Annotated in this window: 17 protein-coding genes and 1 tRNA gene; 14 read left to right on the plus strand and 4 right to left on the minus strand. The window is 60.5% G+C overall.

From position 1 onward, the window contains the following. The first annotated feature begins 3 nt into the window (after nt 1–3). From nusA to ACZZZ4_RS12805, 8 genes are all read left to right on the plus strand, one after another. Entirely contained in the window at nt 4–1485 is a 1482-nt protein-coding gene (gene nusA / locus ACZZZ4_RS12770) for a transcription termination factor NusA (RefSeq protein WP_024011569.1), read from the plus strand. A 27-nt stretch (nt 1486–1512) separates the two neighbouring features. Continuing rightward, nucleotides 1513–4041, plus strand: a complete 2529-nt coding sequence (infB, locus tag ACZZZ4_RS12775; protein ID WP_415763661.1) for a translation initiation factor IF-2 — start codon at nt 1513–1515, stop codon at nt 4039–4041. Nucleotides 4042–4200: 159 nt separating this feature from the next. After that, complete coding sequence (rbfA, locus tag ACZZZ4_RS12780) at nt 4201–4602, plus strand: 30S ribosome-binding factor RbfA (protein ID WP_016771753.1); 402 nt, start codon at nt 4201–4203, stop codon at nt 4600–4602. A gap of 4 nt (nt 4603–4606) precedes the next feature. Then, nucleotides 4607–5524 carry a tRNA pseudouridine(55) synthase TruB gene (gene truB / locus ACZZZ4_RS12785; protein WP_024011571.1) on the plus strand — a complete coding sequence of 306 codons (918 nt, stop codon included), beginning with the start codon at nt 4607–4609 and terminating at the stop codon, nt 5522–5524. Nucleotides 5525–5666: 142 nt separating this feature from the next. Beyond that, nucleotides 5667–5936 carry a 30S ribosomal protein S15 gene (rpsO, locus tag ACZZZ4_RS12790; RefSeq protein ID WP_016771751.1) on the plus strand — a complete coding sequence of 90 codons (270 nt, stop codon included), beginning with the start codon at nt 5667–5669 and terminating at the stop codon, nt 5934–5936. Between the two features lie 204 nt (nt 5937–6140). After that, nucleotides 6141–8246 (plus strand): polyribonucleotide nucleotidyltransferase, encoded by a 2106-nt coding sequence (gene pnp / locus ACZZZ4_RS12795; protein WP_016771750.1) that lies wholly within the window; start codon nt 6141–6143, stop codon nt 8244–8246. A gap of 157 nt (nt 8247–8403) precedes the next feature. Continuing rightward, nucleotides 8404–8479, plus strand: a tRNA-Thr gene (locus tag ACZZZ4_RS12800). Between the two features lie 229 nt (nt 8480–8708). After that, nucleotides 8709–9008 carry a DUF6388 family protein gene (locus tag ACZZZ4_RS12805; protein ID WP_024011573.1) on the plus strand — a complete coding sequence of 100 codons (300 nt, stop codon included), beginning with the start codon at nt 8709–8711 and terminating at the stop codon, nt 9006–9008. Nucleotides 9009–9083: 75 nt separating this feature from the next. On the opposite strand, the gene nadC is transcribed toward ACZZZ4_RS12805, so the two are convergent. Further along, nucleotides 9084–9932: a carboxylating nicotinate-nucleotide diphosphorylase gene (gene nadC / locus ACZZZ4_RS12810; RefSeq protein WP_463547966.1), complete on the minus strand. Its 849-nt coding sequence runs from the start codon at nt 9930–9932 to the stop codon at nt 9084–9086. Nucleotides 9933–10198: 266 nt separating this feature from the next. On the opposite strand from nadC, the gene ACZZZ4_RS12815 reads away from it, so the two are divergent. The 3 genes from ACZZZ4_RS12815 (at nt 10199) to ampE (ending at nt 13837) form a co-directional block, all read left to right on the plus strand. Beyond that, the gene (locus tag ACZZZ4_RS12815) at nt 10199–12376 is read left to right on the plus strand and encodes a DUF1631 domain-containing protein (protein WP_463547967.1); all 2178 of its coding nucleotides are present in this window, start codon (nt 10199–10201) and stop codon (nt 12374–12376) included. A 64-nt stretch (nt 12377–12440) separates the two neighbouring features. Further along, entirely contained in the window at nt 12441–13001 is a 561-nt protein-coding gene (gene ampD / locus ACZZZ4_RS12820; protein WP_463547968.1) for a 1,6-anhydro-N-acetylmuramyl-L-alanine amidase AmpD, read from the plus strand. Beyond that, nucleotides 12998–13837, plus strand: a complete 840-nt coding sequence (gene ampE, locus ACZZZ4_RS12825; protein ID WP_463547969.1) for a regulatory signaling modulator protein AmpE — start codon at nt 12998–13000, stop codon at nt 13835–13837. Before ampD ends, ampE begins: the two co-directional genes overlap by 4 nt. A gap of 78 nt (nt 13838–13915) precedes the next feature. Here the strand turns inward: ampE and ACZZZ4_RS12830 are convergent, their stop codons facing one another. Then, on the minus strand, nt 13916–14887 hold the full coding sequence (locus ACZZZ4_RS12830; RefSeq protein WP_056786210.1) for an IS110 family RNA-guided transposase: 972 nt from the start codon (nt 14885–14887) through the stop codon (nt 13916–13918). Between the two features lie 434 nt (nt 14888–15321). Between ACZZZ4_RS12830 and ACZZZ4_RS12835 the strand changes: the two genes are divergently transcribed. After that, entirely contained in the window at nt 15322–17352 is a 2031-nt protein-coding gene (locus tag ACZZZ4_RS12835) for a methyl-accepting chemotaxis protein (RefSeq protein ID WP_463547970.1), read from the plus strand. A gap of 125 nt (nt 17353–17477) precedes the next feature. On the opposite strand, the gene ACZZZ4_RS12840 is transcribed toward ACZZZ4_RS12835, so the two are convergent. Both ACZZZ4_RS12840 and cra read right to left on the minus strand, forming a co-directional pair. Beyond that, nucleotides 17478–18254, minus strand: coding sequence for a TatD family hydrolase (locus ACZZZ4_RS12840; RefSeq protein WP_463547971.1), 777 nt, complete (start codon nt 18252–18254; stop codon nt 17478–17480). Between the two features lie 3 nt (nt 18255–18257). Next, nucleotides 18258–19253, minus strand: coding sequence for a catabolite repressor/activator (gene cra, locus ACZZZ4_RS12845; protein WP_463547972.1), 996 nt, complete (start codon nt 19251–19253; stop codon nt 18258–18260). 305 nt (nt 19254–19558) lie between these two features. On the opposite strand from cra, the gene ptsP reads away from it, so the two are divergent. Together ptsP and pfkB are read left to right on the plus strand one after the other, a co-directional pair. Further along, nucleotides 19559–22420 (plus strand): phosphoenolpyruvate--protein phosphotransferase, encoded by a 2862-nt coding sequence (gene ptsP / locus ACZZZ4_RS12850; protein WP_463547973.1) that lies wholly within the window; start codon nt 19559–19561, stop codon nt 22418–22420. Then, on the plus strand, nt 22421–23362 hold the full coding sequence (gene pfkB, locus ACZZZ4_RS12855) for a 1-phosphofructokinase (protein ID WP_160767825.1): 942 nt from the start codon (nt 22421–22423) through the stop codon (nt 23360–23362). The last annotated feature ends 6 nt before the right edge of the window (nt 23363–23368 follow it).

Raw genomic sequence — 23368 nt, forward strand, 5'->3', positions numbered from 1 at the left:
ACGATGAGCAAAGAAGTACTGCTGGTTGTTGAGTCGGTATCCAATGAAAAGGGTGTACCGGCAAGCGTAATTTTTGAAGCGCTGGAGCTGGCTCTGGCCACTGCTACCAAAAAGCGTTTCGAAGACGAAGTGGACCTGCGTGTGGAAATCAACCGCCACACCGGTTCCTACGAAACCTTCCGTCGCTGGACGGTCGTCGAAGAGAATGATCTCGACGATCCGGCCATCGAGACCTGGCCAAGCAAGGTTGCCGAAACGCATCCTGGCGCCAAGGTCGGTGACGTCGTCGAAGAGAAAATCGAATCCATCGAGTTCGGCCGCATCGCTGCACAGACTGCCAAGCAGGTCATCGTGCAGAAAGTTCGCGAAGCCGAGCGCGCTCAAGTGGTCGACGCCTATCGCGAGCGCCTGGGAGAAATCATCTCCGGCACCGTGAAAAAAGTTACCCGCGACAACGTGATCGTCGATCTGGGCAACAACGCTGAAGCGTTGCTGGCCCGTGAAGACATCATTTCTCGCGAAACCTTCCGTGTCGGCGTGCGTCTGCGTGCGCTGCTCAAGGAAATCCGCACTGAGAACCGCGGCCCGCAGCTGATCCTGTCGCGTACCGCGCCGGAAATGCTGATCGAGCTGTTCCGTATCGAAGTGCCGGAAATTGCTGAAGGCCTCATCGAGGTCATGGCCGCCTCCCGTGATCCGGGTTCGCGCGCCAAGATCGCCGTCCGCTCCAAGGACAAGCGCATCGACCCACAAGGTGCCTGCATCGGTATGCGCGGTTCGCGCGTCCAGGCGGTATCGGGTGAGTTGGGCGGTGAGCGTGTTGATATCGTGCTGTGGGACGACAACCCGGCCCAGTTCGTGATCAACGCCATGTCCCCGGCCGAGGTTGCGGCAATTATCGTTGACGAAGATGCCCATGCCATGGACATCGCCGTTGGCGCAGACAATCTGGCTCAGGCCATCGGTCGCGGTGGTCAGAACGTGCGTCTGGCCAGCCAGTTGACTGGCTGGACCCTGAACGTGATGACCGAATCGGACATCCAGGCTAAGCAGCAAGCAGAAACCGGCGACATCCTGCGCAACTTCATCGACGAGCTGGAAGTCGACGAAGAACTGGCTCAGGTGCTGGTAGATGAAGGCTTCACCAGCCTGGAAGAGATTGCCTACGTACCGGTGGAGGAAATGCTCAACATCGACGGCTTTGACGAGGACATCGTCAACGAGCTTCGTGCTCGCGCCAAGGATCGCTTGTTGACCAAAGCCATCGCTACTGAGGAAAAGCTGGCAGACGCCCATCCGGCCGAAGACCTGCTCTCGCTTGAGGGTATGGACAAGGATTTGGCGATGGAACTGGCGGTGCGCGGCGTAATTACCCGCGAAGACCTGGCCGAGCAGTCTATTGACGACCTGCTCGACATCGACGGCATTGACGATGATCGTGCCGGCAAGTTGATCATGGCCGCCCGAGCCCACTGGTTCGAGTAATTAGGCGCGGCCTGAGGAGAGAAGTGCATGACGCAAGTCACGGTGAAACAACTGGCCGATGAGGTCAAAACACCGGTAGAGCGCCTGTTGCAGCAGATGCGTGAGGCAGGTCTGCCGCACACCGCCGCCGACGAAAATGTGACTGACAGTGAGAAGCAATCCCTGCTGACTCACTTGAAGAGCAGTCACAAGGCGAAAGTGGAAGAACCACGCAAGATCACGCTGCAGCGTAAAACCACCAGCACCCTGCGTGTGGCTGGTAGCAAGAGCATCAGCGTTGAAGTTCGCAAGAAGAAAGTTTTCGTACAGCGCAGCCCGGAAGAAATCGAAGCCGAGCGCAAGCGTGAACTGGATGAGCGTCGCGCAGTAGAAAATGCTGCCCGTCAGAAGGCTGAAGAAGAAGCCAAGCAACGCGCCGAAGAAGAAGCGCGTCGCCAGCCTGCTGCTGCGCAAACCGCTGCCAGCGACGCCGTTGCGGCGCCGGCTGCTGCTGAGCCTGTTCGCGAAAGCGCACCGGTAGTGGCTGCTGCTCCTGCTCCATCGGCTGACGTTCGCAACAAGCAGAACGAACAGCGCCGTCCGGACAAGCCACGTGCCGACGATAACAATCGTCGCAGCGGTGGCGGTGATGGCGAGCGCAAAAACGCTCCGCATCGCGCATCGGTCAAAGAAAAAGCCCCGGCGCCACGTGTGGCGCCACGCACTACCGACGAAGAAAGCGATGGCTTCCGTCGTGGTGGTCGCGGCAAGGCCAAGCTGAAGAAGCGCAACGCCCACGGTTTCCAGAGCCCAACCGGCCCTGTCGTGCGTGATGTGCAGATCGGCGAGACCATCACGGTTGGCGACCTGGCCAACCAGATGTCGGTCAAAGCGGCTGAAATCATCAAGTTCATGTTCAAACTGGGTACCCCAGCGACCATCAACCAGGTGCTTGATCAGGAAACTGCTCAACTGGTAGCCGAAGAACTGGGCCACAAAGTGACCCTGGTCAGCGACACCGCTCTGGAAGATTCCCTGGCCGAGTCCCTGAAGTTTGAAGGCGAGTCGTTCTCCCGTGCACCAGTCGTGACCGTAATGGGCCACGTTGACCACGGTAAGACTTCCCTGCTCGACTACATCCGTCGTGCCAAGGTAGCTGCTGGCGAAGCCGGCGGTATCACCCAGCACATCGGTGCATACCACGTAGAGACTGATCGCGGCATGGTCACTTTCCTCGACACCCCGGGTCACGCTGCGTTTACCGCAATGCGTGCCCGTGGTGCCAAGGCGACCGACATCGTGATCCTCGTGGTTGCAGCGGACGACGGCGTGATGCCACAAACCATCGAAGCGGTTCAGCATGCTCAGGCAGCTGGCGTACCGCTGGTGGTAGCAGTGAACAAGATCGACAAGCCGGGCGCCGATCTCGATCGCATCCGCAGCGAACTGTCGGTTCACGGCGTGACTTCCGAAGACTGGGGTGGCGACACGCCTTTCGTTCCGGTTTCGGCGAAGATGGGTACTGGCGTGGACGAGCTGCTTGAAGCCGTTCTGCTGCAGGCCGAAGTTCTCGAACTGAAAGCTACTCCGTCGGCTCCTGGCCGTGGTGTGGTGGTTGAATCGCGTCTCGACAAAGGTCGCGGCCCAGTCGCAACCGTGCTGGTTCAGGACGGTACGCTGCGTCAAGGCGACATGGTCCTGGTCGGTTCGAACTACGGCCGTGTACGTGCCATGCTCGACGAGAACGGCAAGCCAATCAAGGAAGCGGGTCCATCCATTCCTGTCGAGATCCTCGGCCTGGACGGTACCCCGGACGCTGGCGACGAGATGAGCGTGGTTGCCGACGAGAAGAAAGCCCGTGAAGTGGCTCTGTTCCGTCAAGGCAAGTTCCGCGAAGTCAAACTGGCTCGTGCTCACGCCGGCAAGCTGGAAAACATCTTCGAAAACATGGGTCAGGCCGAGAAGAAGACGCTCAACATCGTCCTCAAATCCGACGTCCGTGGTTCGCTGGAAGCGTTGAACGGTGCCTTGAATGGCCTGGGCAACGACGAAGTTCAAGTGCGCGTCGTGGGTGGCGGTGTCGGTGGTATCACCGAATCCGACGCCAACCTGGCACTGGCTTCCAACGCTGTACTGTTCGGCTTCAACGTGCGTGCCGATGCCGGCGCCCGCAAGATCGTCGAGCAGGAAGGTCTGGATATGCGTTACTACAACGTGATCTACGACATCATCGAAGACGTCAAGAAAGCCCTGACCGGCATGCTCGGCAGCGATGTTCGCGAGAACATCCTGGGTGTGGCCGAAGTGCGTGACGTGTTCCGTTCGCCGAAGTTTGGCGCGATCGCCGGTTGCATGGTGATCGAAGGTGTTGTGCACCGTAACCGTCCGATCCGTGTACTGCGTGAAGACATCGTTATCTTCGAAGGCGAGCTGGAATCCCTGCGCCGCTTCAAGGATGACGCTTCCGAAGTGCGTGCCGGCATGGAATGCGGTATCGGCGTGAAGAGCTACAACGACGTCAAAGTCGGCGACAAGATCGAAGTCTTCGAGAAGGTTCAGGTTGCTCGCAGCCTCTGACTCGCGCACTTCAAGGGCCACGATGGGCCGTAGCATGCAAATGCACGGCACAGCGTCCGGACTCTAAACGCAACGCCCGGTCTGGCTTTTGTCAGGCCGGGCGTTTGCCGCTTTCAGACCTTGCGGGTTTCACCGCTGGGCAGTAACAGGTAACAAATCATGGCAAAAGAATACAGCCGTACCCAACGTATCGGCGATCAGATGCAGCGCGAGCTGGCGCAACTGATCCGTCGCGAAGTCAAAGACCCGCGCGTCGGCCTGGTCACCATCACCGCTGTGGAAGTGTCCCGTGACGTTGGTCACGCGAAGATTTTCATCACCGTGATGGGCCAGGACAACGCTGAAGACATCGCGCAAAGCATCAAGGTGCTCAATGCCGCCGCAGGCTTCCTGCGCATGCAATTGGCCCGCGAAATGAAGCTGCGCAGCGTGCCGCAATTGCACTTCCACTACGACGAATCGGTCGTGCGTGGCGCGCACCTGTCGGCGCTGATCGAGCGCGCCGTCGCTGAAGACAATCAGCACGTTGCCGCTCCTGCACCTGAAGACACCAAGGAGTAATTCGGTGGCTCAGGTCAAACGTATCCGTCGTAACGTCAGCGGCATCATCCTGCTCGACAAGCCATTGGGGTTCACCTCTAACGCTGCCTTGCAGAAGGTGCGCTGGCTGCTCAATGCCGAGAAGGCCGGGCACACCGGCAGCCTCGACCCGCTGGCCACCGGCGTATTGCCGCTGTGCTTCGGCGAGGCGACCAAGTTCTCGCAGTACTTGCTCGATTCCGACAAGGGCTATGAGACCCTGGCGCAACTGGGCAAGACCACCACCACGGCCGATGCCGAAGGCGAGGTTTTGCAGGAGCGTCCGGTGACCGTTGGTCGCGCCGATGTCGAAGCGGTTCTGCCGAAATTTCGTGGGCAAATCAGTCAGATACCGCCGATGTACTCGGCACTCAAGCGTGATGGCCAGCCGCTGTACAAACTGGCACGTGCAGGCGAAGTAGTGGAGCGCGAACCGCGTTCTGTTACTATTGCGCGCTTGGAATTGCTGGCCTTCGAAGGCGATACTGCGCGGCTTGCGGTGGACTGCAGCAAGGGCACCTATATTCGCACCTTGGTGGAGGATATCGGTGAGCAACTCGGTTGTGGTGCGTACGTCGCAGAACTGCGCCGGACCCAGGCCGGGCCTTTCACCCTGGCGCAGACCGTGACCCTCGAAGAGCTGGAAGCGGTACATGCCGAAGGCGGCAACGAAGCGGTCGATCGCTTCCTGATGCCATCGGACAGCGGCCTGCAGGATTGGCCGTTGCTGCACTTCTCGGAAGCGAGCGCGTTCTACTGGCTCAACGGCCAGCCGGTACGTGCCCCGGATGCACCGAAGTTCGGCATGGTACGAGTACAGGATCACAATGGTCGCTTCATCGGTATCGGTGAAGTGAGCGAAGACGGGCGTATCGCGCCGCGTCGCTTGATTCGGTCAGAATGACCGGAACCGGTCTGCGCAAGCGGGCCGGCGAGTGTGGCTGTTAACAGGCATGGTCACTACTCATTTATAGATACAGGGATTTGTCCCTGGCCTGTTGAAGCTGTTTCCCTGAAACAGTTTCCTGATAAGGAAGGATTGCCTCATGGCTCTCGACGTTCAAGAAAAAGCTCAAATCGTTGCTGACTACCAGCAAGCTGTTGGTGACACTGGTTCGCCAGAAGTGCAGGTTGCACTGCTGACCGCCAACATCAACAAACTGCAAGGTCACTTCAAGGCCAACGGTAAAGATCACCACTCCCGTCGTGGTCTGATCCGCATGGTTAACCAGCGTCGCAAGCTGCTGGACTACCTGAAAGGCAAGGACGTAAGCCGGTACGCCGCGCTGATCGCTCGCCTGGGTCTGCGTCGCTAATCAGCGATTGCGCTATGAGGTTGGTGGTCTGTCGGGCGTCAGCGGTTTTCCGCTGGCGCCTTGCAGGCTCCCAGCCTCAAGTTTTATCTGCAGCATGGCTTTACCCGTAGCACCCGGACAATTGCCATCGGGCCGATTCCCGAGATTGCCCAAGAATTCGCAAGAAACCGTTTCCCCCAAGAGCCACAAAGAAGGTAGGACACCGTGAACCCGGTAATCAAAAAATTCCAGTTCGGTCAATCGACCGTTACCCTCGAGACAGGCCGTATCGCCCGTCAGGCCTCCGGCGCAGTATTGGTCACCGTTGACGACGACGTCAGCGTGTTGGTGACTGTTGTCGGTGCAAAGCAAGCCGATCCGGGCAAGGGTTTCTTCCCTCTGTCCGTGCACTACCAGGAAAAGACTTACGCTGCCGGTAAGATCCCTGGCGGTTTCTTCAAGCGTGAAGGCCGTCCTTCCGAGAAAGAAACCCTGACTTCCCGACTGATCGACCGTCCGATCCGTCCGCTGTTCCCAGAAGGCTTCATGAACGAAGTGCAGGTTGTCTGCACCGTCGTTTCCACCAGCAAGAAGACCGATCCGGACATCGCTGCGATGATCGGTACCTCGGCTGCCCTGGCCATTTCCGGCATTCCGTTCGACGGCCCGATCGGCGCCGCTCGCGTGGCTTTCCACGAAAGCACCGGCTACCTGCTGAACCCGACTTACGAACAGCAAGCCGCTTCGAGCCTGGACATGGTCGTTGCCGGTACTTCCGACGCCGTGCTGATGGTTGAATCGGAAGCCAAAGAGCTGACCGAAGACCAGATGCTGGGCGCAGTACTGTTCGCTCACGACGAATTCCAGGTTGTGATCAACGCTGTTAAAGAACTGGCTGCCGAAGCCGCCAAGCCAACCTGGAACTGGGCTCCTGCGCCAGAAGCCACCGAGCTGCTGGGCGCGATCCGTGCCGAGTTCGGCGACGCGATCTCCCAGGCCTACACCATCACCATCAAGGCCGACCGTTACGCTCGCCTGGGTGAGCTGAAGGACCAAGTGGTTGCCAAGCTGTCCGGTGAAGAAGGCCAGCCAAGCGCTGCTGAAGTCAAGGCAGCCTTCGGCGAAATCGAATACCGCACCGTTCGCGAAAACATTGTTAACGGCAAGCCACGTATCGACGGTCGCGACACCAAGACTGTACGTCCGCTGAACATCGAAGTCGGCGTTCTGCCGAAGACTCACGGTTCGGCGCTGTTCACCCGTGGTGAAACCCAGGCACTGGTTGTGGCAACACTGGGCACCGCCCGTGACGCGCAACTGCTGGACACCCTGGAAGGCGAAAAGAAAGACCCGTTCATGCTGCACTACAACTTCCCGCCGTTCTCGGTGGGCGAGTGTGGTCGCATGGGTGGCGCCGGTCGTCGCGAAATCGGTCACGGCCGTCTGGCCCGTCGTTCGGTTTCGGCCATGCTGCCGGCCGCTGACGTGTTCCCGTACACCATCCGCGTGGTGTCGGAAATCACCGAATCCAACGGTTCGAGCTCGATGGCTTCCGTGTGCGGTGCTTCCCTCGCGCTGATGGACGCTGGTGTACCGATGAAGGCACCGGTGGCCGGTATCGCTATGGGTCTGGTTAAAGAAGGCGAGAAGTTCGCCGTTCTGACCGACATCCTCGGCGACGAAGATCACCTGGGCGACATGGACTTCAAGGTAGCCGGTACCGCCAAAGGCGTTACCGCACTGCAGATGGACATCAAGATCAAGGGCATCACCGAAGAGATCATGGAAATCGCTCTGGGCCAGGCCCTTGAAGCGCGCCTGAACATCCTCGGCCAGATGAACCAGATCATTGGCCAGTCGCGTACCGAACTGTCGGCCAACGCTCCGACCATGATCGCGATGAAGATCGACACCGACAAGATCCGTGACGTTATCGGTAAAGGTGGCGCGACCATCCGTGCGATCTGCGAAGAAACCAAGGCTTCGATCGACATCGAAGACGACGGTTCGATCAAGATTTTCGGCGAAACCAAGGATGCTGCAGAAGCTGCTCGTCAGCGCGTTCTGAGCATCACTGCAGAAGCCGAGATCGGCAAGATCTACGTCGGCAAGGTTGAGCGCATCGTCGATTTCGGCGCATTCGTCAACATCCTGCCAGGCAAGGACGGTCTGGTGCACATCTCGATGCTGAGCGACGCTCGCGTAGAGAAAGTCACCGACATCCTGAAAGAAGGTCAGGAAGTGGAAGTGCTGGTACTGGACGTGGACAACCGCGGCCGTATCAAGCTGTCCATCAAAGACGTGGCAGCTGCCAAGGCTTCGGGCGTTTAATTACCCGAAAGCTTTAGCGCAATGAAAATGCCCCCGCCGTGTAAACGGCGGGGGCATTTTTTTATCTGAAATAAAGAAATTGTAGTTCTCAAAAGAAAACCATCAGGCAACCCACAAATTTGCCGCAGCCCGAGTCCGGTGCTAGGTTTAGCCCACCGCCCGTGTAGCTCAGCCGGTAGAGCAGCGCACTCGTAACGCGAAGGTCGCAGGTTCGATTCCTGTCTCGGGCACCAACGCCTCAGCGCGCCACGTCGATACATGTTCCGCAGGTCAGCTTTTTGTGCAAGAGATGTAAAGAGCCGTGTAATTCGTCATGCAAACGTCCTATATTCGGTGCCTGCATGAGCATCGCTTAGCAGTTTTCAGATGATCCCGAATGGTTCCGAAGGCCGGCCAGTCCGCGTCAGAGAGATCCTTGATGATCCAGATCCATCCTCCATTCCTAAGATCAGCGAGAACCCCATGACTGAATTGACCCAAGAGCAACGCCACGAACAAGCGCTGGAAAAATACCTTCTGGATGTGCCGGACCTGAAGGAAGAGATCAAGGACCTGAGTCCCGATGATCAGAAAGACCAGATCCAGTGGGCCTTCGAAGACGAAGCCGAAGCGCAGGGCTTGCAGCCGTGGGAGCTGACGCTCAAGTACACCAGCACGCCGGAGGAGTTCGAGGCGCAGCGCCTCGTGCTGCACAAGGAAGCGGCGGAAGTATTGGGTGTCGAGTGGGAAGAGTACTGCGAGATGAACAATCTAGTCGTTTAAAAGCAGCTACAAGTTTCAAGCTGCAAGCTACAAGTTAAAGCAGAATCGCTCAGCTTGCAGCTTGCAGCTTGCAGCTCAGAGACTCAGTCTCATCGACAGATCCACCGCTTTGACATCCTTGGTCATCGCACCAATCGAAATGTAATCCACGCCCGTTTCGGCGATCGGCAGCAGCGTGCTTTCGTTGATGCCGCCGCTGGCTTCCAGTTTCGCTTTGCCGGCGGTCAGGCGTACGGCTTCGCGCATGTCGTCCAGGCTCAGTTCGTCGAGCATGATGATGTCGGCGCCGGCTTCCAGCGCCTGCTTCAGTTCTTCAAGACTTTCCACTTCGATCTCCACCGGTTTGCCCGGGGCGATCTTGTGTGCGGCGGCCACGGCTTCGGCGATGCCACCGCTGGCGGCGATGTGGTTTTCCTTGATCAGGAAAGCGTCGTAGAGACCGATGCGATGGTTGTGGCAGCCGCCGCAGGTCACCGCATATTTCTGTGCCAGGCGCAGGCCGGGCAGGGTCTTGCGGGTGTCGAGCAACTTGACCTGCGTCTCGCCGACGAAGTCTGCCAGGTACTGCGCGCGCGTCGCCACACCGGACAGCAACTGCAGGAAGTTCAACGCGCTGCGTTCACCGGTGAGCAGTGAGCGAGCCGGACCTTCCAGGTGAAACAGCGGCTGATTGGCTTGGACCCGCTGGCCGTCGACCACTTGCCAATGCACCGCCACGCGCGGATCGAGCTGGCGAAACACCGCATCGACCCACGCGGTGCCGCAGATGACGGCGTCGTCACGGGTGATGATGGTGGCTTTGGCCAGGCGTTCGGCCGGGATCAGTTGCGCGGTGATGTCGCCGCTGCCGACGTCTTCGAGCAACGCACGGCGCACGTTGTTTTCGATTTCGGCGGTCAGATCGGCGAGACGTAGATTCGGCATAACGGACTCCACAAACAAAGTGGTTCGATTATAGGGGCAGGGCGCGAGCCAACCCAAGGCGAGAACGCGCGTGCCTGACGCATCTGGTCGATTTTCCTGAGCTGAGTGCGTGGTGCGTGGTGTATAGGGGAAACCCTGAGGCCTATAGCATCGCCGGCCTCTTTTGCCAGATAATCCGCCTTGTATTTGACGTCATGGCTTTGACGAACGACTCCACGGGAGCAGTGTCAAAGCGACGAACCGAATCACCGTTCCAGGAGGCTTGGATGCGCAACGACGGGAAAGTGGTGCCTTTGCACCGGGCGACTGCCGATCTGGCGGACCACTCGCCACTTGCCCGCCTGCCGGTGATTCTGCTGCAGGTTCGCGACAAGGCCGCGCAGCAGTTGCGCCACGATTTGCAGGAATTGTTCGATAACGCTGATGACACCCTGTTCGAAATGGCCGACCGGGCGCGCAACGACGTCGATCAGAACATCTTTTTCGAAGCCATGCGCGACCTGCGCCTCAAGCGCAAGAACATCGAGCGCGGTTTTCTTGAATTGTTTTTCGAAGCCTTTGCCGGGCTAACTCAATACGATCCTGCCGCCATTACCCTGCCACGCACGCTGGTGGTCGAAGATTCGGCGCCGCGCACCGATGCCATGGAGCGCACCGTAGCCGTGCAGACCATGGTCAGTCGTGTGCTCAAGCGCGACGGCTTCGCTCTCGATCAACTGACCGCACGTTTCAGCTCGATGCTCGGCAAGCGTCTCGATGATCAGCACAATCCCCTCAGCCCGGCGATGCTCTGCGAATACTTCCTGCAGGCCGGGCGTAACCTCGGCGTCGAGATCAAGGTCAAGCTGATCCTGCTCAAACTGTTCGAACGCTATGTGCTGGCCGACACCGAGCAACTGTATGCCGAAGCCAATCAGTTGCTGCTCGCCACCGGCGTGTTGCCACATCTGAAACCCGCCGTGGCTCGTCGCATGGTCGAGCCTGCCGATAGCGACACATTCATTGAAGATCTCGACGAGCCGCCAGCGGACGAAGGCATCGAGGAAGTGTTCGCAGCGATGCAGCAATTGCTCGCCCACGTGCGCGGCCGCGTCACACCTACCTTGGAGCCCGGTGCCCCGGCGCATCCGATCAATACCCGCGACCTGCTGCGGTTGTTGTCGCACTTGCAGCAATACGTCCCTGCGCTCGAGGCTCAGGAGGATTTCGATCTGCGCCACCAGCTCGAGCAACTGCTGACCCGGGTCAGCGTCAGAAGCGGCAGATCCCGCGTCGTCGCGACCGCCGACGAAGACGTGATCAACCTGATCGCCATGGTCTTCGACTGCATCCTTGATGATCGCAACGTGCCTGACGCGCTCAAGACGCTGATCGGCCGATTACAGATTCCGATGCTCAAGGTCGCTGTACTGGACAAAAGTTTCTTCAGCCGTAGCACGCACCCGGCGCGGCGCCTGCTCAACGAAATCGCCGAGGCCGCAATGGGCTGGAGCGATTGCGACGGTGCTGAGCGCGACAGCCTCTACGTGCGCATCGAGCAAGTGGTACAGCGCTTGCTGAGCGAGTTTGTCGACGACCCGGCGATCTTCTCCGAACTGCTCGCGGACTTCCTCGCCTTCACCCAGGAGGCACGTCGCCGCACCGAACTGCTTGAACAACGTTTGCGGGACGCCGAGGAAGGCCGGGCGAAGGCCGAGCTGGCTCAGCGGCGCGTCGCGCAGGCGTTACAGCAGGCATTGCTGGGCAAAGTGCTGCCGGCGACGGTGGTGGGTTTCGTCCAGCAGGCCTGGAGCAAAGTGCTGTTGCTGACCTGTCTCAAGCACGGCGATCAGTCCGCCGAATGGCACGCCGACGTGCAGACCATGGAACAGTTGGTCTGGAGCGTGCAACGCCATGACGACGGCGAATCCAGCCTGCGCCTGCTGGCACTGGTCCCGGGGCTGCTCAAGTCGCTGCGCGATGGCCTCAGCAGCACCGCGTTCGATCCGTTTGCCACCAGTGAATTCTTCAGCGAGCTGGAGGCTCTGCACGTACGCGTGCTGGAGCGTTCCGACGATGCCGATCACAGCGTTACGCCGCTGATCGAAGTCACGCCCGAGGTCTTGCAGCACAGCGCCGACCAAGCAGCAGCCACCCCGGCGCCGCGCCTGGCGAAAGACGCTGCCGGGCTGTCTCAGGTCGAGCCGTTGCGCGTAGGCAATTGGGTGGTGTTCGACGAGGACGACGAACAGAGCTTGCGTTGCAAACTCGCCGCGATCATCGAAGAGACCGGCAAATATGTCTTCGTCGACCGCACCGGGACGAAAGTGCTGGAGCGCAGCCGCACCGATCTCGCTCTGGCGTTCAGCCGTGGCGTGGCGCGTGCGCTGGATGACACCTTGTTGTTCGACCGCGCACTGGAATCAGTGCTGGGCGACCTGCGGCGACTCAATCGCGGCAAGTGATCGCGCGGTGGGGGCGGATCGCGGCATACTGGGCGCCCACATGGTCGGCGTTGAAGGAATCGGTATGCAGTTGGATCCCGCGAGCGGGTGGTGTCATGGCGTGCAGATCTGCCCGTCGCCCAACTTCAATGAGCGCCCGGCGGGCGAAGTGTCCCTGTTGGTCATCCACAACATCAGCCTGCCGCCGGCGCAATTCGCCACGGGCAAGGTGCAGGAATTTTTCCAGAATCGTCTGGATGTCACCGAACACCCGTACTTTGCAGGCATCGCTGAGCTGCGTGTCTCGGCGCATTTTCTGATCGAACGTGACGGCAAGGTCACCCAGTTTGTCTCCTGTCTGGAGCGCGCGTGGCATGCTGGGATTTCTGTGTTCGAGGGCCGTGAAACCTGTAACGATTTTTCCGTGGGCATCGAGCTGGAAGGCACCGATGATCTGCCGTTCACCGACGAGCAATATCGCGCGTTGACTGCGCTGACCCGGCAGTTGCAGAAACGTTTTCCGGCGATCACCGCTCAGCGCATTTGCGGCCACAGCGATATCGCGCCGGGGCGCAAGACCGATCCGGGACCGGCATTCGACTGGGCACGCTACCGCGCCGCCCTGGCAAAAGAGGAAGGACAATGAGTTTTCTGGTGTTACTGCTGGCGGTGTGGATCGAGAAGTTTTCGGCCCTGCGCCATCGGCTTCAACGCGACGGCGGATGGATCCGCGAACTGCACAAACTCGAAAACAGCAATCGACTGGCCAGGCAGCCGTGGCTGGTGCTGACGATTCTGGTGCTGTGCCCGGTGGCGTTGCTGGCGCTGTTGCTGCTGGTACTGGAACCGGTGGCTTACGGTCTGCTGGCGCTGCCGGTGCACTTGTTGGTGGTGATTTACAGCCTCGGGCGTGGCGATCTGCTCGGCGGCCTCGGGCCGTTTCGCGATGCCTGGCGTCGTGAGGATCTGCAAGCGGCGGCGCACGTGGCCAAGCGCGACCTGAACATCTGCGCTGACAGCGGCGAGCAATTGCTCGAGCAAGTGCAAGGTCATTTGTTGTGGCAGGCCTATCAGAGTTTTTTCGCGGTGATCTTCTGGTACTTCCTCCTCGGTCCGGTGGCGGCATTGGCCTATCGGCTGTTGGCGCTGGCCGAAGAGCACGGGACCAACCCGGCGCTGGTCGAGCGTGCTGCGCAGCTGCGCCATGCCTTCGATTGGGTGCCGGTGCGTTTGCTGGCGGCGAGTCTGGCGCTGGTCGGCAACTTCGTCGCGGTCAGTCGAGTGATGCTGCACGAACTGCTGAACTGGAACATCAGCGCTGCGCAGTTGATCAACAAGGTGGGCTTGGCAGCCGGGGAGGTTCCACCGCCAGTGGTCGGCCCGGACGGCATCAACACCCTCGACTGCCTGTGGGAACTGCTGCTGCGCGCGGCGGTGCTGTGGTATGCCGGGTTTGCCTTGTGGACTGTTCTGGTTCACTGATTAGAGAAGATCAAAAGATCGCAGCCTGCGGCAACTCCTACATGGGATCGCATTTCCCTGTAGATACCGTCTTGAGCCTCACCGGGCAAGCGCAAGTTTCGGGTCATATGGCAGTCCAGACTTGAGCACTCCGTAAACGAAGTGCAGCAGCTTGCGCATTGCTGCGCAGATGATCTGCTTGGGGGCCTTGCCGTTGGCCTCCAGGCGTTCTTTCATCGCCTTGATCGCCTTATTGTGTTTCAGCGCCACCATGCCAGGCATGTAGAGGCCTGCACGCAGCCGTGCCGACCCTACTCTTGAGATCAGGGTATGACCTTTGAGCTTTCCTGATTCCTGCAGCTTTGGATTGAGCCCTGCAGCAGCGACCAGTTGGCGAGGATCACTGTATTTGCGCAAGTCACCCAGTTCGGCCAGCAATCGTTCAAGCGTTTTTTGTCCGATGCCGTCGATGGTGACGATGAGATCCCGCATCTGACGCATATCCGGGTCGTCATCGATGTGTTTTTTGATCGCCTTGTGCGTTTCTACGATCTCTTTTTCAATATGGCGCAGAACGGAGTTGATCGAGTCTTTGACCTTTTCGTCGGAAACGTCCAGACGATTAAGCTCCATTTGTTCCATTTCCTGAAGGTCATCCAAGCGGCGCACCATTGCTTTCAACTGGCGGTATTTCAGCGGCTCAGGCGCCCATGGGTGAAGTTTTTGATCTTTTTCCCGGGCAAAGTCGGCGATCAGTTTGGCATCACTTTTATCAGTCTTGATGCGGCGCAGTTCGCTGTCAGCGTACGCTTTGGTCGTAGCCGGGTTCACGACGCAGACCCGGAAGCCTTTGTTGTAAACGAACTCCGCGAGTTCCAAGTGGTAAACGCTCGTGGCTTCCATCACGATCAGGGCCGAACGCTCGGCGTTTTTTTCTAGCCACGCCTCAAACTCTTTAAAGCCCTTTGGATCGTTGGCCAGCTTGGCCTTGGTTTTGTGCTTGCCGTTGGGCTGGTGTGTAGCGATATCAAAGGTGTTCTTTGCGATGTCGACGCCAACGAAACCGGACATGATCGTTTCTCCACTTGTTCCCTGTTGCGATCATCACGTCACTCTGTCCAACCTTGCGAATGCGGGCTCTCGCCGCAGGCGGGCCCAAGATACCGTGCGAACTGTACGAGTGAGTGTGGAGGGCTGGAGCACGATCTACGTCACAGGCAAAAAGCCTAAGGAGCTGCGCGGCTTCCAAGTCCCTCCCTCGATGATCAGTCGAGAACTATCGCTCCTGACGGAGCGTTAGTCGAGATACAAGGAGCTGCCGAAGGCTCGGGCCGCGATCGGACGATCTTTTCGCTTTTGACTGTGGCGATCACTGCATCGCCATTAACCTTAAGTTACAAAACCTCCCGCCGATTTGCGCTATACAGAGATAGCGCCCGATAGTGGCTATCTGCTGTCGCTCCGCGCCTGCCAATAAAAACAAGAAAAACCAAGGGAGACTTCCAGTGAAGAGCTTGCTCTATCCCGCCGTCTCGCTGATGAACCGTCTGAGCTTCGGCATGAAGTTCAGCCTGATCAGCGTGCTGTTCCTGGTGCCGATGCTGGTGACCAATTTCTATCTGGTGCGCGACTCCTATCGCGAATTTCAGGGCACCCGCGTCGAACTGCAGAGCCTCGACCTGTTGGGCAGCAGCTTGAGCCTGCGTCGCGATCTGGAGACCCTGAACAATCTGGTGCAGATCGACGTCACCCTCGGCCAGTCCGCCAAGGCGGGCAATGTCGAAGCGCAGATCCAGACGCTGGAGCAGGCTTTGCTCGCGCGCCTGGAAGGGCTGGCGGCGATGACCGAGGACCCGGAGCAGATCAAGCAGTTCGAGGCGAAACGCGATGAAATGATCGCCGCGTTCAAGGCCCAGCAAGCGGAGAGCTCGCTGCAAAGCAAAAGCGCGTTGATTGGCAAGTTGCTGGCCAATGCGCAGATTTTCAGCCAGATCATCACCAGTCAGGCCGGGTTGAGCCGCGATAACCAGAGCGACATTCGCCAGCTCAGCGAACTGGTCACGCTGATTACCCCTAGCATCACGCAGACCCTCGGCGAGGGCCGAGCGATGGGCTCGTATTCGTTGGGCCAGGGCTTTCTCAACAGTTCCTCGAGCACGCGTTTTGACGAGTTGCTGGTGCAGATCGAAAAGCTCCAGGCCGAGTACGCGCTGAAACTGCAAGACGCCCTCGGTTCCAGCAGCGCCGCACGCGAATCCCTCAGTGCCCAGGCCGACACCAGCAAGGCTTCACTCAAGCAGGCCAGCGAGCTGTTCGAAGAACAAGTGGTGATGGCCGACACCCTCGATGCGCCGTGGCAGGCGTTCTACGATCAGGTCACCGGGCTGATGGAACACACCTACCAGCTCAATCAGGCCACGCTGAAATTCCTCGGCAGCCAGTTGCAGCAGCGTCTGGCGCAGAATCGCACGCACATGATTCTGCAAGCCTCGGCGCTGTCGGTGGTGTTCGTGCTGATTTTCTATCTTTATGGCGGTTTCTACGCCTCGACCCGCACCACCCTGAAAAGCCTTGGCGCGATGATGGACAAGGTCGCGGCCGGTGACATGACCGTCAACTTCAAGGCCAGCAGCCGTGATGAACTGGGCGAGTTGGGCGAGGTGTTCAACGGCACGGTGAAGAAGATTCACGACTTGATCGAACGTGTCGGTCACACCGTCGGCGAGGTCGAGCGTCAGGCCGGACAGGTCGAAAGCGTGTCGGCGCAAAGCAATCAGGCCGTCGCCGGGCAGCGTACGCAGATCGAACAAGTGGCGACGGCGATGAACCAGATGTCGGCGACGTCAATGGAAGTCGCGCGCAGTGCTGCGGCCGCGGTGAGCAGCGCCCATAGCGTCAACGACGAAACCCTCAGCGGGCGCGGTCTGGTGGAATCGCAGCAAGGCAGCATTGCCGCGCTGGCCAGCGAAATCGATCAGTCGGTGCTAGTGATCAATCAACTGGCCAGCGACAGCCAGTCGATCAGCCAGGTGCTGGAAGTGATCAAAAGCATCGCCGAACAGACCAACCTGCTGGCGCTCAACGCCGCGATCGAAGCGGCCCGGGCCGGTGAGCAGGGGCGCGGTTTTGCCGTGGTCGCCGACGAAGTGCGCACCTTGGCCAAGCGCACCCAGCAATCGACCGAAGAAATCGAACAGATGATCGCCAAGTTGCACGGCGGCGTCGGCGCGGCGGTGAAGGCCATGGGTGTCAGCCATCAGATGGCCAATGGCACGGTCGGGCAGTCGGAGAAGGTCCAGCAGGCACTGGAAAATATTCTTGGCGCGGTGGGCATGATCGTCGACCAGAACCAGCAGATCGCCGCCGCCGTCGAACAGCAGACCGCCGTGGCCCATGACATCGACCAGAACATCGTCGAGATCAACCGAGCCGGCGAACGCACAGCGCAAGGTGCGCACCAGACCGAAGATGCCAGCCGCGCGCTGTCGGCGCAGGTGGTAGAACTCAAACAACTGATCAGCGCGTTTCGCGTCTGAAAGGCTGGAGCCGGATCAAAAATGTGGGAGCGAGCCTGCTCGCGAAGGCGGTGGGTCAGGCACTGGCGATGTCACTGACAGATTGCTTTCGCGAGCAGGCTCGCTCCCACAGGGGATTTGCGGTGTTACCAGCCGAAGACTTCGCGGCAGTTGGCGGTGCTGACGTTGGCCAGTTGTTCTGGGGTGATATTCATCAGCTCGGCCAGCGCCGCACAAATCGCCGGCAGATGCGCCGGGCTGTTGCGCTGGCCGGGGAACATCGCGGGGGCCATGTCCGGTGAATCGGTTTCCAGCACCACCGATTGCAGCGGCAGTTCCGGCAGGACCCGATGCATGCGCAATGCCTGCGGCCAGGTCGGTGCACCGCCAAGACCCAGTTTGAAACCGAGCTTGATGTATTCCCGCGCTTCCTCGCGGCTGCCGGCAAAGGCGTGGATGATGCCGGCGCGCTTGAGCTTGAAGCGTTTGAGCGTGGCGATCACCGCTGCGTGGCTGCGGCGGACATGGATCAGTGCTGGCAACTCGAAGTCCGCCGCCAGTTGCAGCTGCGCTTCGAACAACGATTGCTGGCGCTCGCGATCCAGGGTTTCGATGAAATAATCGAGGCCGATCTCGCCGACTGCGCACAGCTGCCGATGCCCACGCAACCGTGTCAGCCAGTCCCCCAGCGCATGCAAATCCTCGGGACGATGGCGATCGAGAAACACCGGGTGCAGACCGAACGCCGCGTACAGCTCGGCATCGCTCTGCACCAGATCCCAGACCCGTTGCCAGTTGTCCTGATGCACGCCCAGCACAACGATGCGCCGCACGCCGAGGGCGCGGCTTTCGGCCAGCAACTCGGCGCGATCGGCGTCGAAGTCGGGGAAGTCGAGGTGGGTGTGGCTGTCGATCAGCTCCACGATTCAGTCCCGATGAATACGCTGCTTGAAGGTCCGCGCAATGGCTTGCACGCCCGGTTGGTAGTCGTCCTGCTCGACCGCGGCCAGGGCCAGTTCCAGGGCCTTGTCGGCGATCAACTGATGTTGCTGGGACATGGCATTGACCGGCAGCGGCAGGAAATCCAGCAACTGCGTGTCGCCGAAGGTGCCAAGGCGCAGCGGCCGCGATTTCAACGGGAAATCATGCAGCGCATCGAACACGCCCTGTAGCAGCACGTAGGAAGTCGTCACCAGCGCATCAGGCAAATGCCCCAGCCGCTGCAGGAGTTCTTCCATCAATTGCTTGCCGCACTCGCGGCTGAACGACTCGGCGTGCTCGACCAGCACTTCGCCTTTGAAGTCGTTGAGCGCTGCGCGGAAACCGGCGGCACGCTCCTGGCTGATGCTCAGCTCCGGGCGTGCGCCGAGCAGCACGATCTGTTTGGGCTGCGGATCGAGCAGGCTCTGGGTCAGGTGCAGACTGGCCTCGCGGTCGTCGCTGATCACCGAACAGAAATGCTCCGGCTCCATGACCCGGTCGATGGCGATGATCGGCAGACCTTTGGCCTGCAACTGGCGGTAGCTGTCATCATCGGCGGGCAGGCAACTGGCAACGATCAGCGCATCGCAGCGACGCGCGCGGAACAGTTGCAGCAACTGGCGCTCGCTGTCCGGCGCATCGTCGGAACTGGCGATCAGCAATTGATAACCGCGCGCCCGCGCGCCTTGTTCGAGCAACTTGGCGATCCGCGCGTAACTGGGGTTTTCCAGATCCGGCAGGATAAAACCCAGGGTGCGCGTGTGCCGACTGCGCAGGCCGGCCGCTTGCGGATTGGGCGTGAAGCCGTGCAGATCGACCACCGCGCGCACGCGCTCGACGGTCGCGTTGCTGATGCGTTGCTGTTCGGCCTTGCCGTTGATGACGTAGCTGGCGGTGGTGACGGAGACGCCGGCCAACCGCGCGATATCACTGAGTTTCAACCCGGTATTTCCTTGTTTTTTCGAGCATGCCGCGACATTTTCGCCAATCCTACCCGATAAGGGCAGCCGACTTATTGCCTGGGCAGATCCGACCAGTTGGACTTCAAGGATGAGACATTATCGAGTAACGTGCCGATCAATCTAGATTAAACGTTTCAGCAAGCGTATTTTCTACGTTTTAGACGCCTTTGGCCGGTCCTGCCGTGAAACCGCCAAAACTGCCGCTGAAAAGCGCGGCAGAGCGCCTAAGCTGTGAACCATTCAAAACAATACCTGGCGTTGAACTGCGCCAAAAAGGAGATCGCATGCTCGAGCTCACTATAGAGCAGATATCCATGGGCCAGTCGGCCGTGGATAAACCCGCTGCCCTGCAATTGCTGGCCAGTCATCTGGTCGCCGACGGACTGGTCGCCGACGGTTACCTCGCCGGCCTGCAGGCTCGGGAAGCCCAGGGCTCGACCTTTCTCGGTCAAGGCATCGCCATTCCCCACGGCACCCCGGAAACCCGCGATCAGGTATTCGCCACCGGCGTGCGCCTGATGCAGTTTCCCGACGGCGTCGACTGGGGCGATGGCCAGATCGTTTATCTGGCGATCGGCATCGCGGCGAAATCGGATGAACACCTGCGCCTGCTGCAACTGCTGACCCGCGCCCTCGGCGAGACCGATCTGGGCCAGGCCCTGCGTCGCGCCAGTTCGCCCGAAGCGTTGCTGAAACTGCTGCAAGGCGCGCCGCAGGAACTGGCACTGGATGCGCAGATGATCGGCCTCGGCGTGTCGGCCGATGATTTCGAAGAGCTGGTCTGGCGTGGCGCGCGTCTGTTGCGTCAGGCCGATTGCGTCAGCAATGGTTTTGCCGGTGTATTGCAGCAAGTCGAAGCGCTGCCACTGGGCGATGGCCTGTGGTGGTTGCACAGCGAACAGACCGTGAAGCGACCGGGGCTGGCGTTCGTCACCCCGGACAAACCGATGCGCTACCTCGGCCAGCCGCTCAGCGGTCTGTTTTGCCTCGCCAGTCTGGGCGAAGCGCATCAGGCATTGCTTGAGCGTTTGTGCGCGTTGCTGATTGAAGGTCGCGGCCACGAATTGGGCCGCGCCACCAGCAGTCGCAAAGTCCTCGAAGTGCTCGGCGGTGAACTGCCTGCCGATTGGCCGAGTGCACGTATTGCCCTGGCCAACGCCCATGGTCTGCACGCACGACCAGCGAAGATTCTTGCGCAATTGGCGAAGAGTTTTGACGGCGAAATTCGCGTGCGCATTGTCGACAGCCAGGACAGCGCCGTGTCGGTGAAAAGCCTGAGCAAACTGCTGAGCCTCGGCGCCCGGCGCGGTCAGGTGCTGGAGCTGATCGCCGAGCCGAGCATCGCCGCCGATGCCTTGCCGGCCCTGCTCGCGGCGATTGAAGAAGGCCTCGGTGAGGAAGTCGAGCCGCTGCCGGCCGTAAGTCAGCAGCGGGAAGTGATCGCCGACATCGCCGAAGTGCTGGTCGCTCCGGCGTCGGGCAGCCTGTTGCAGGCGATTCCCGCCGCACCGGGCATTGCCATCGGCCCTGCGCACATTCAGGTGCAACAAGCCATCGATTACCCGTTGCGCGGCGAGTCTGCTGCGATCGAGCGCGAGCGCCTCAAGCAAGCGCTGAGCGACGTGCGTCGCGACATTCAGGGCTTGATCGAACGCAGCAAGGCCAAGGCCATTCGGGAAATTTTCATCACGCACCAGGAAATGCTCGACGACCCGGATCTGACCGACGAAGTCGACACCCGCCTCAAACAAGGCGAAAGCGCCGAAGCGGCGTGGATGGCGGTGATCGAAGCCGCCGCCAAACAGCAGGAGTCGCTGCAGGACGCGTTGCTCGCCGAGCGTGCCGCCGATCTGCGCGACATCGGCCGCCGAGTGCTGGCGCAATTGTGTGGCGTGCAAACCGCGAACGAACCTGAGCAACCGTACATTCTGGTGATGGACGAAGTCGGCCCGTCCGATGTGGCGCGCCTGGATCCTGCGCGGGTTGCGGGGATTCTCACCGCGCGCGGCGGCGCTACCGCGCACAGCGCCATCGTCGCCCGGGCGCTCGGGATTCCAGCGCTGGTCGGCGCGGGTGCAGCGGTGCTGTTGCTCGAGCCGGGCACGCCGCTATTGCTCGATGGTCAGCGTGGCCGTCTGCATGTCGACGCCGATGCCGCGACCCTCAAGCGTGCCGCTGAAGAGCGCGACACCCGCGAGCAACGCCTGAAGATTGCCGCTGAACAGCGCCATCAACCGGCGCACACCACTGACGGTCACGCCGTTGAAGTGTTCGCCAACATCGGCGAAAGCGCAGGTGTGACCAGCGCGGTGGAGCAGGGCGCCGAAGGCATTGGTCTGCTGCGCACCGAACTGATTTTCATGGCCCACCCGCAGGTACCGGACGAGGCGACCCAGGAAGCCGAGTACCGTCGCGTCCTCGATGGGCTGGCCGGGCGACCGCTGGTGGTGCGTACGCTCGACGTCGGCGGCGACAAACCGTTGCCGTATTGGCCGATCGCCAAGGAAGAAAACCCGTTCCTCGGCGTGCGCGGCATTCGCCTGACCCTGCAGCGGCCGCAGATCATGGAAGCGCAACTGCGTGCCTTGCTGCGCTCGGCTGACAACCGTCCGCTGCGGATCATGTTCCCGATGGTCGGCAGCGTCGAAGAGTGGCGCCAGGCCCGCGACATGACCGAACGCCTGCGTGAGGAAATTCCGGTCGCTGATCTGCAATTGGGGATCATGATCGAGGTGCCGTCCGCCGCACTGCTTGCGCCAGTGCTGGCCAAGGAAGTCGATTTCTTCAGCGTCGGCACCAACGACCTCACCCAATACACTCTGGCCATCGACCGTGGTCACCCGACGCTGTCTGCACAAGCGGATGGCTTGCACCCAGCAGTATTGCAACTGATCGACATCACCGTGCGCGCCGCCCATGCCCATGGCAAATGGGTCGGTGTCTGCGGCGAGCTGGCGGCTGATCCGTTGGCGGTGCCGGTGCTGGTCGGCCTCGGTGTCGACGAACTCAGCGTCTCCGGGCGCAGCATTGCCGAAGTCAAGGCGCGCATCCGTGAACTCAGCCTGACCCAGGCGCAAACCCTCGCTCAACAGGCCCTGGCCGTGGGCAGCGCGAATGAAGTGCGCGCATTAGTGGAGGCCCTGTAAATGGCCAAGATTCTCACCCTGACCCTCAACCCGGCTCTCGACCTCACCGTCGAGCTGTCGCGGCTGGACGCCGGTCAGGTCAATCGCAGCGAGGAGATGCACACCCACGCTGCGGGCAAAGGCGTCAACGTCGCCCAAGTCCTGGCGGATCTTGGCCATCAGGTCACCGTCAGCGGTTTTCTCGGCGAAGACAATCAGCAAGCGTTCGAAACCCTGTTCGCCAAGCGCGGTTTCGTCGACGCCTTCATCCGCGTGCCGGGCGAGACGCGCAGCAACATCAAAGTCGCCGAACAGGACGGGCGCATCACCGACATCAACGGGCCTGGCCCGGTGGTTGATGCAACGGCGCAGCAAGCCTTGCTTGATCGCTTGCAGCAGATCGCACCGGGGCACGATGCCGTCGTAGTCGCCGGCAGTCTGCCGCGCGGCGTCACTGCGCAGTGGTTGCGCGAGCTGATTGAAAGGTTGAACGCGCTCGGCTTGAAAGTCGCCCTCGATTCCAGCGGCGAAGCCTTGCGTGCGGCGTTGCAAGCCAGCCCCTGGCTGATCAAGCCGAACACCGAAGAACTGGCCCACGCCCTCGGCTGCGAAGTGGTCTCGCCGATCGCCGAAGCACAAGCCGCTGCACGCTTGCACGGCCAAGGCATCGAGCACGTGGTGATCTCCCACGGCGCCGACGGGGTCAACTGGTTCAGTGTCGGCTCGGCCCTGCATGCCTCGCCGCCGAAGGTCAGCGTGGCCAGCACGGTTGGTGCCGGCGACTCCTTGCTGGCCGGCATGCTCCACGGTTTGCTCAGTGCCGATACCCCCGAGCAAACCCTGCGCACCGCCACCGCGATTGCGGCGATGGCGGTGACCCAGATCGGTTTTGGCATCAACGACGCTGCGCAACTGGCGCAGCTCGAACAGGGCGTGCGCGTGCGCCCCCTGACAGAACAATAAGAGGGT

The organism is Pseudomonas sp. AC252 (genome assembly GCF_979258105.1).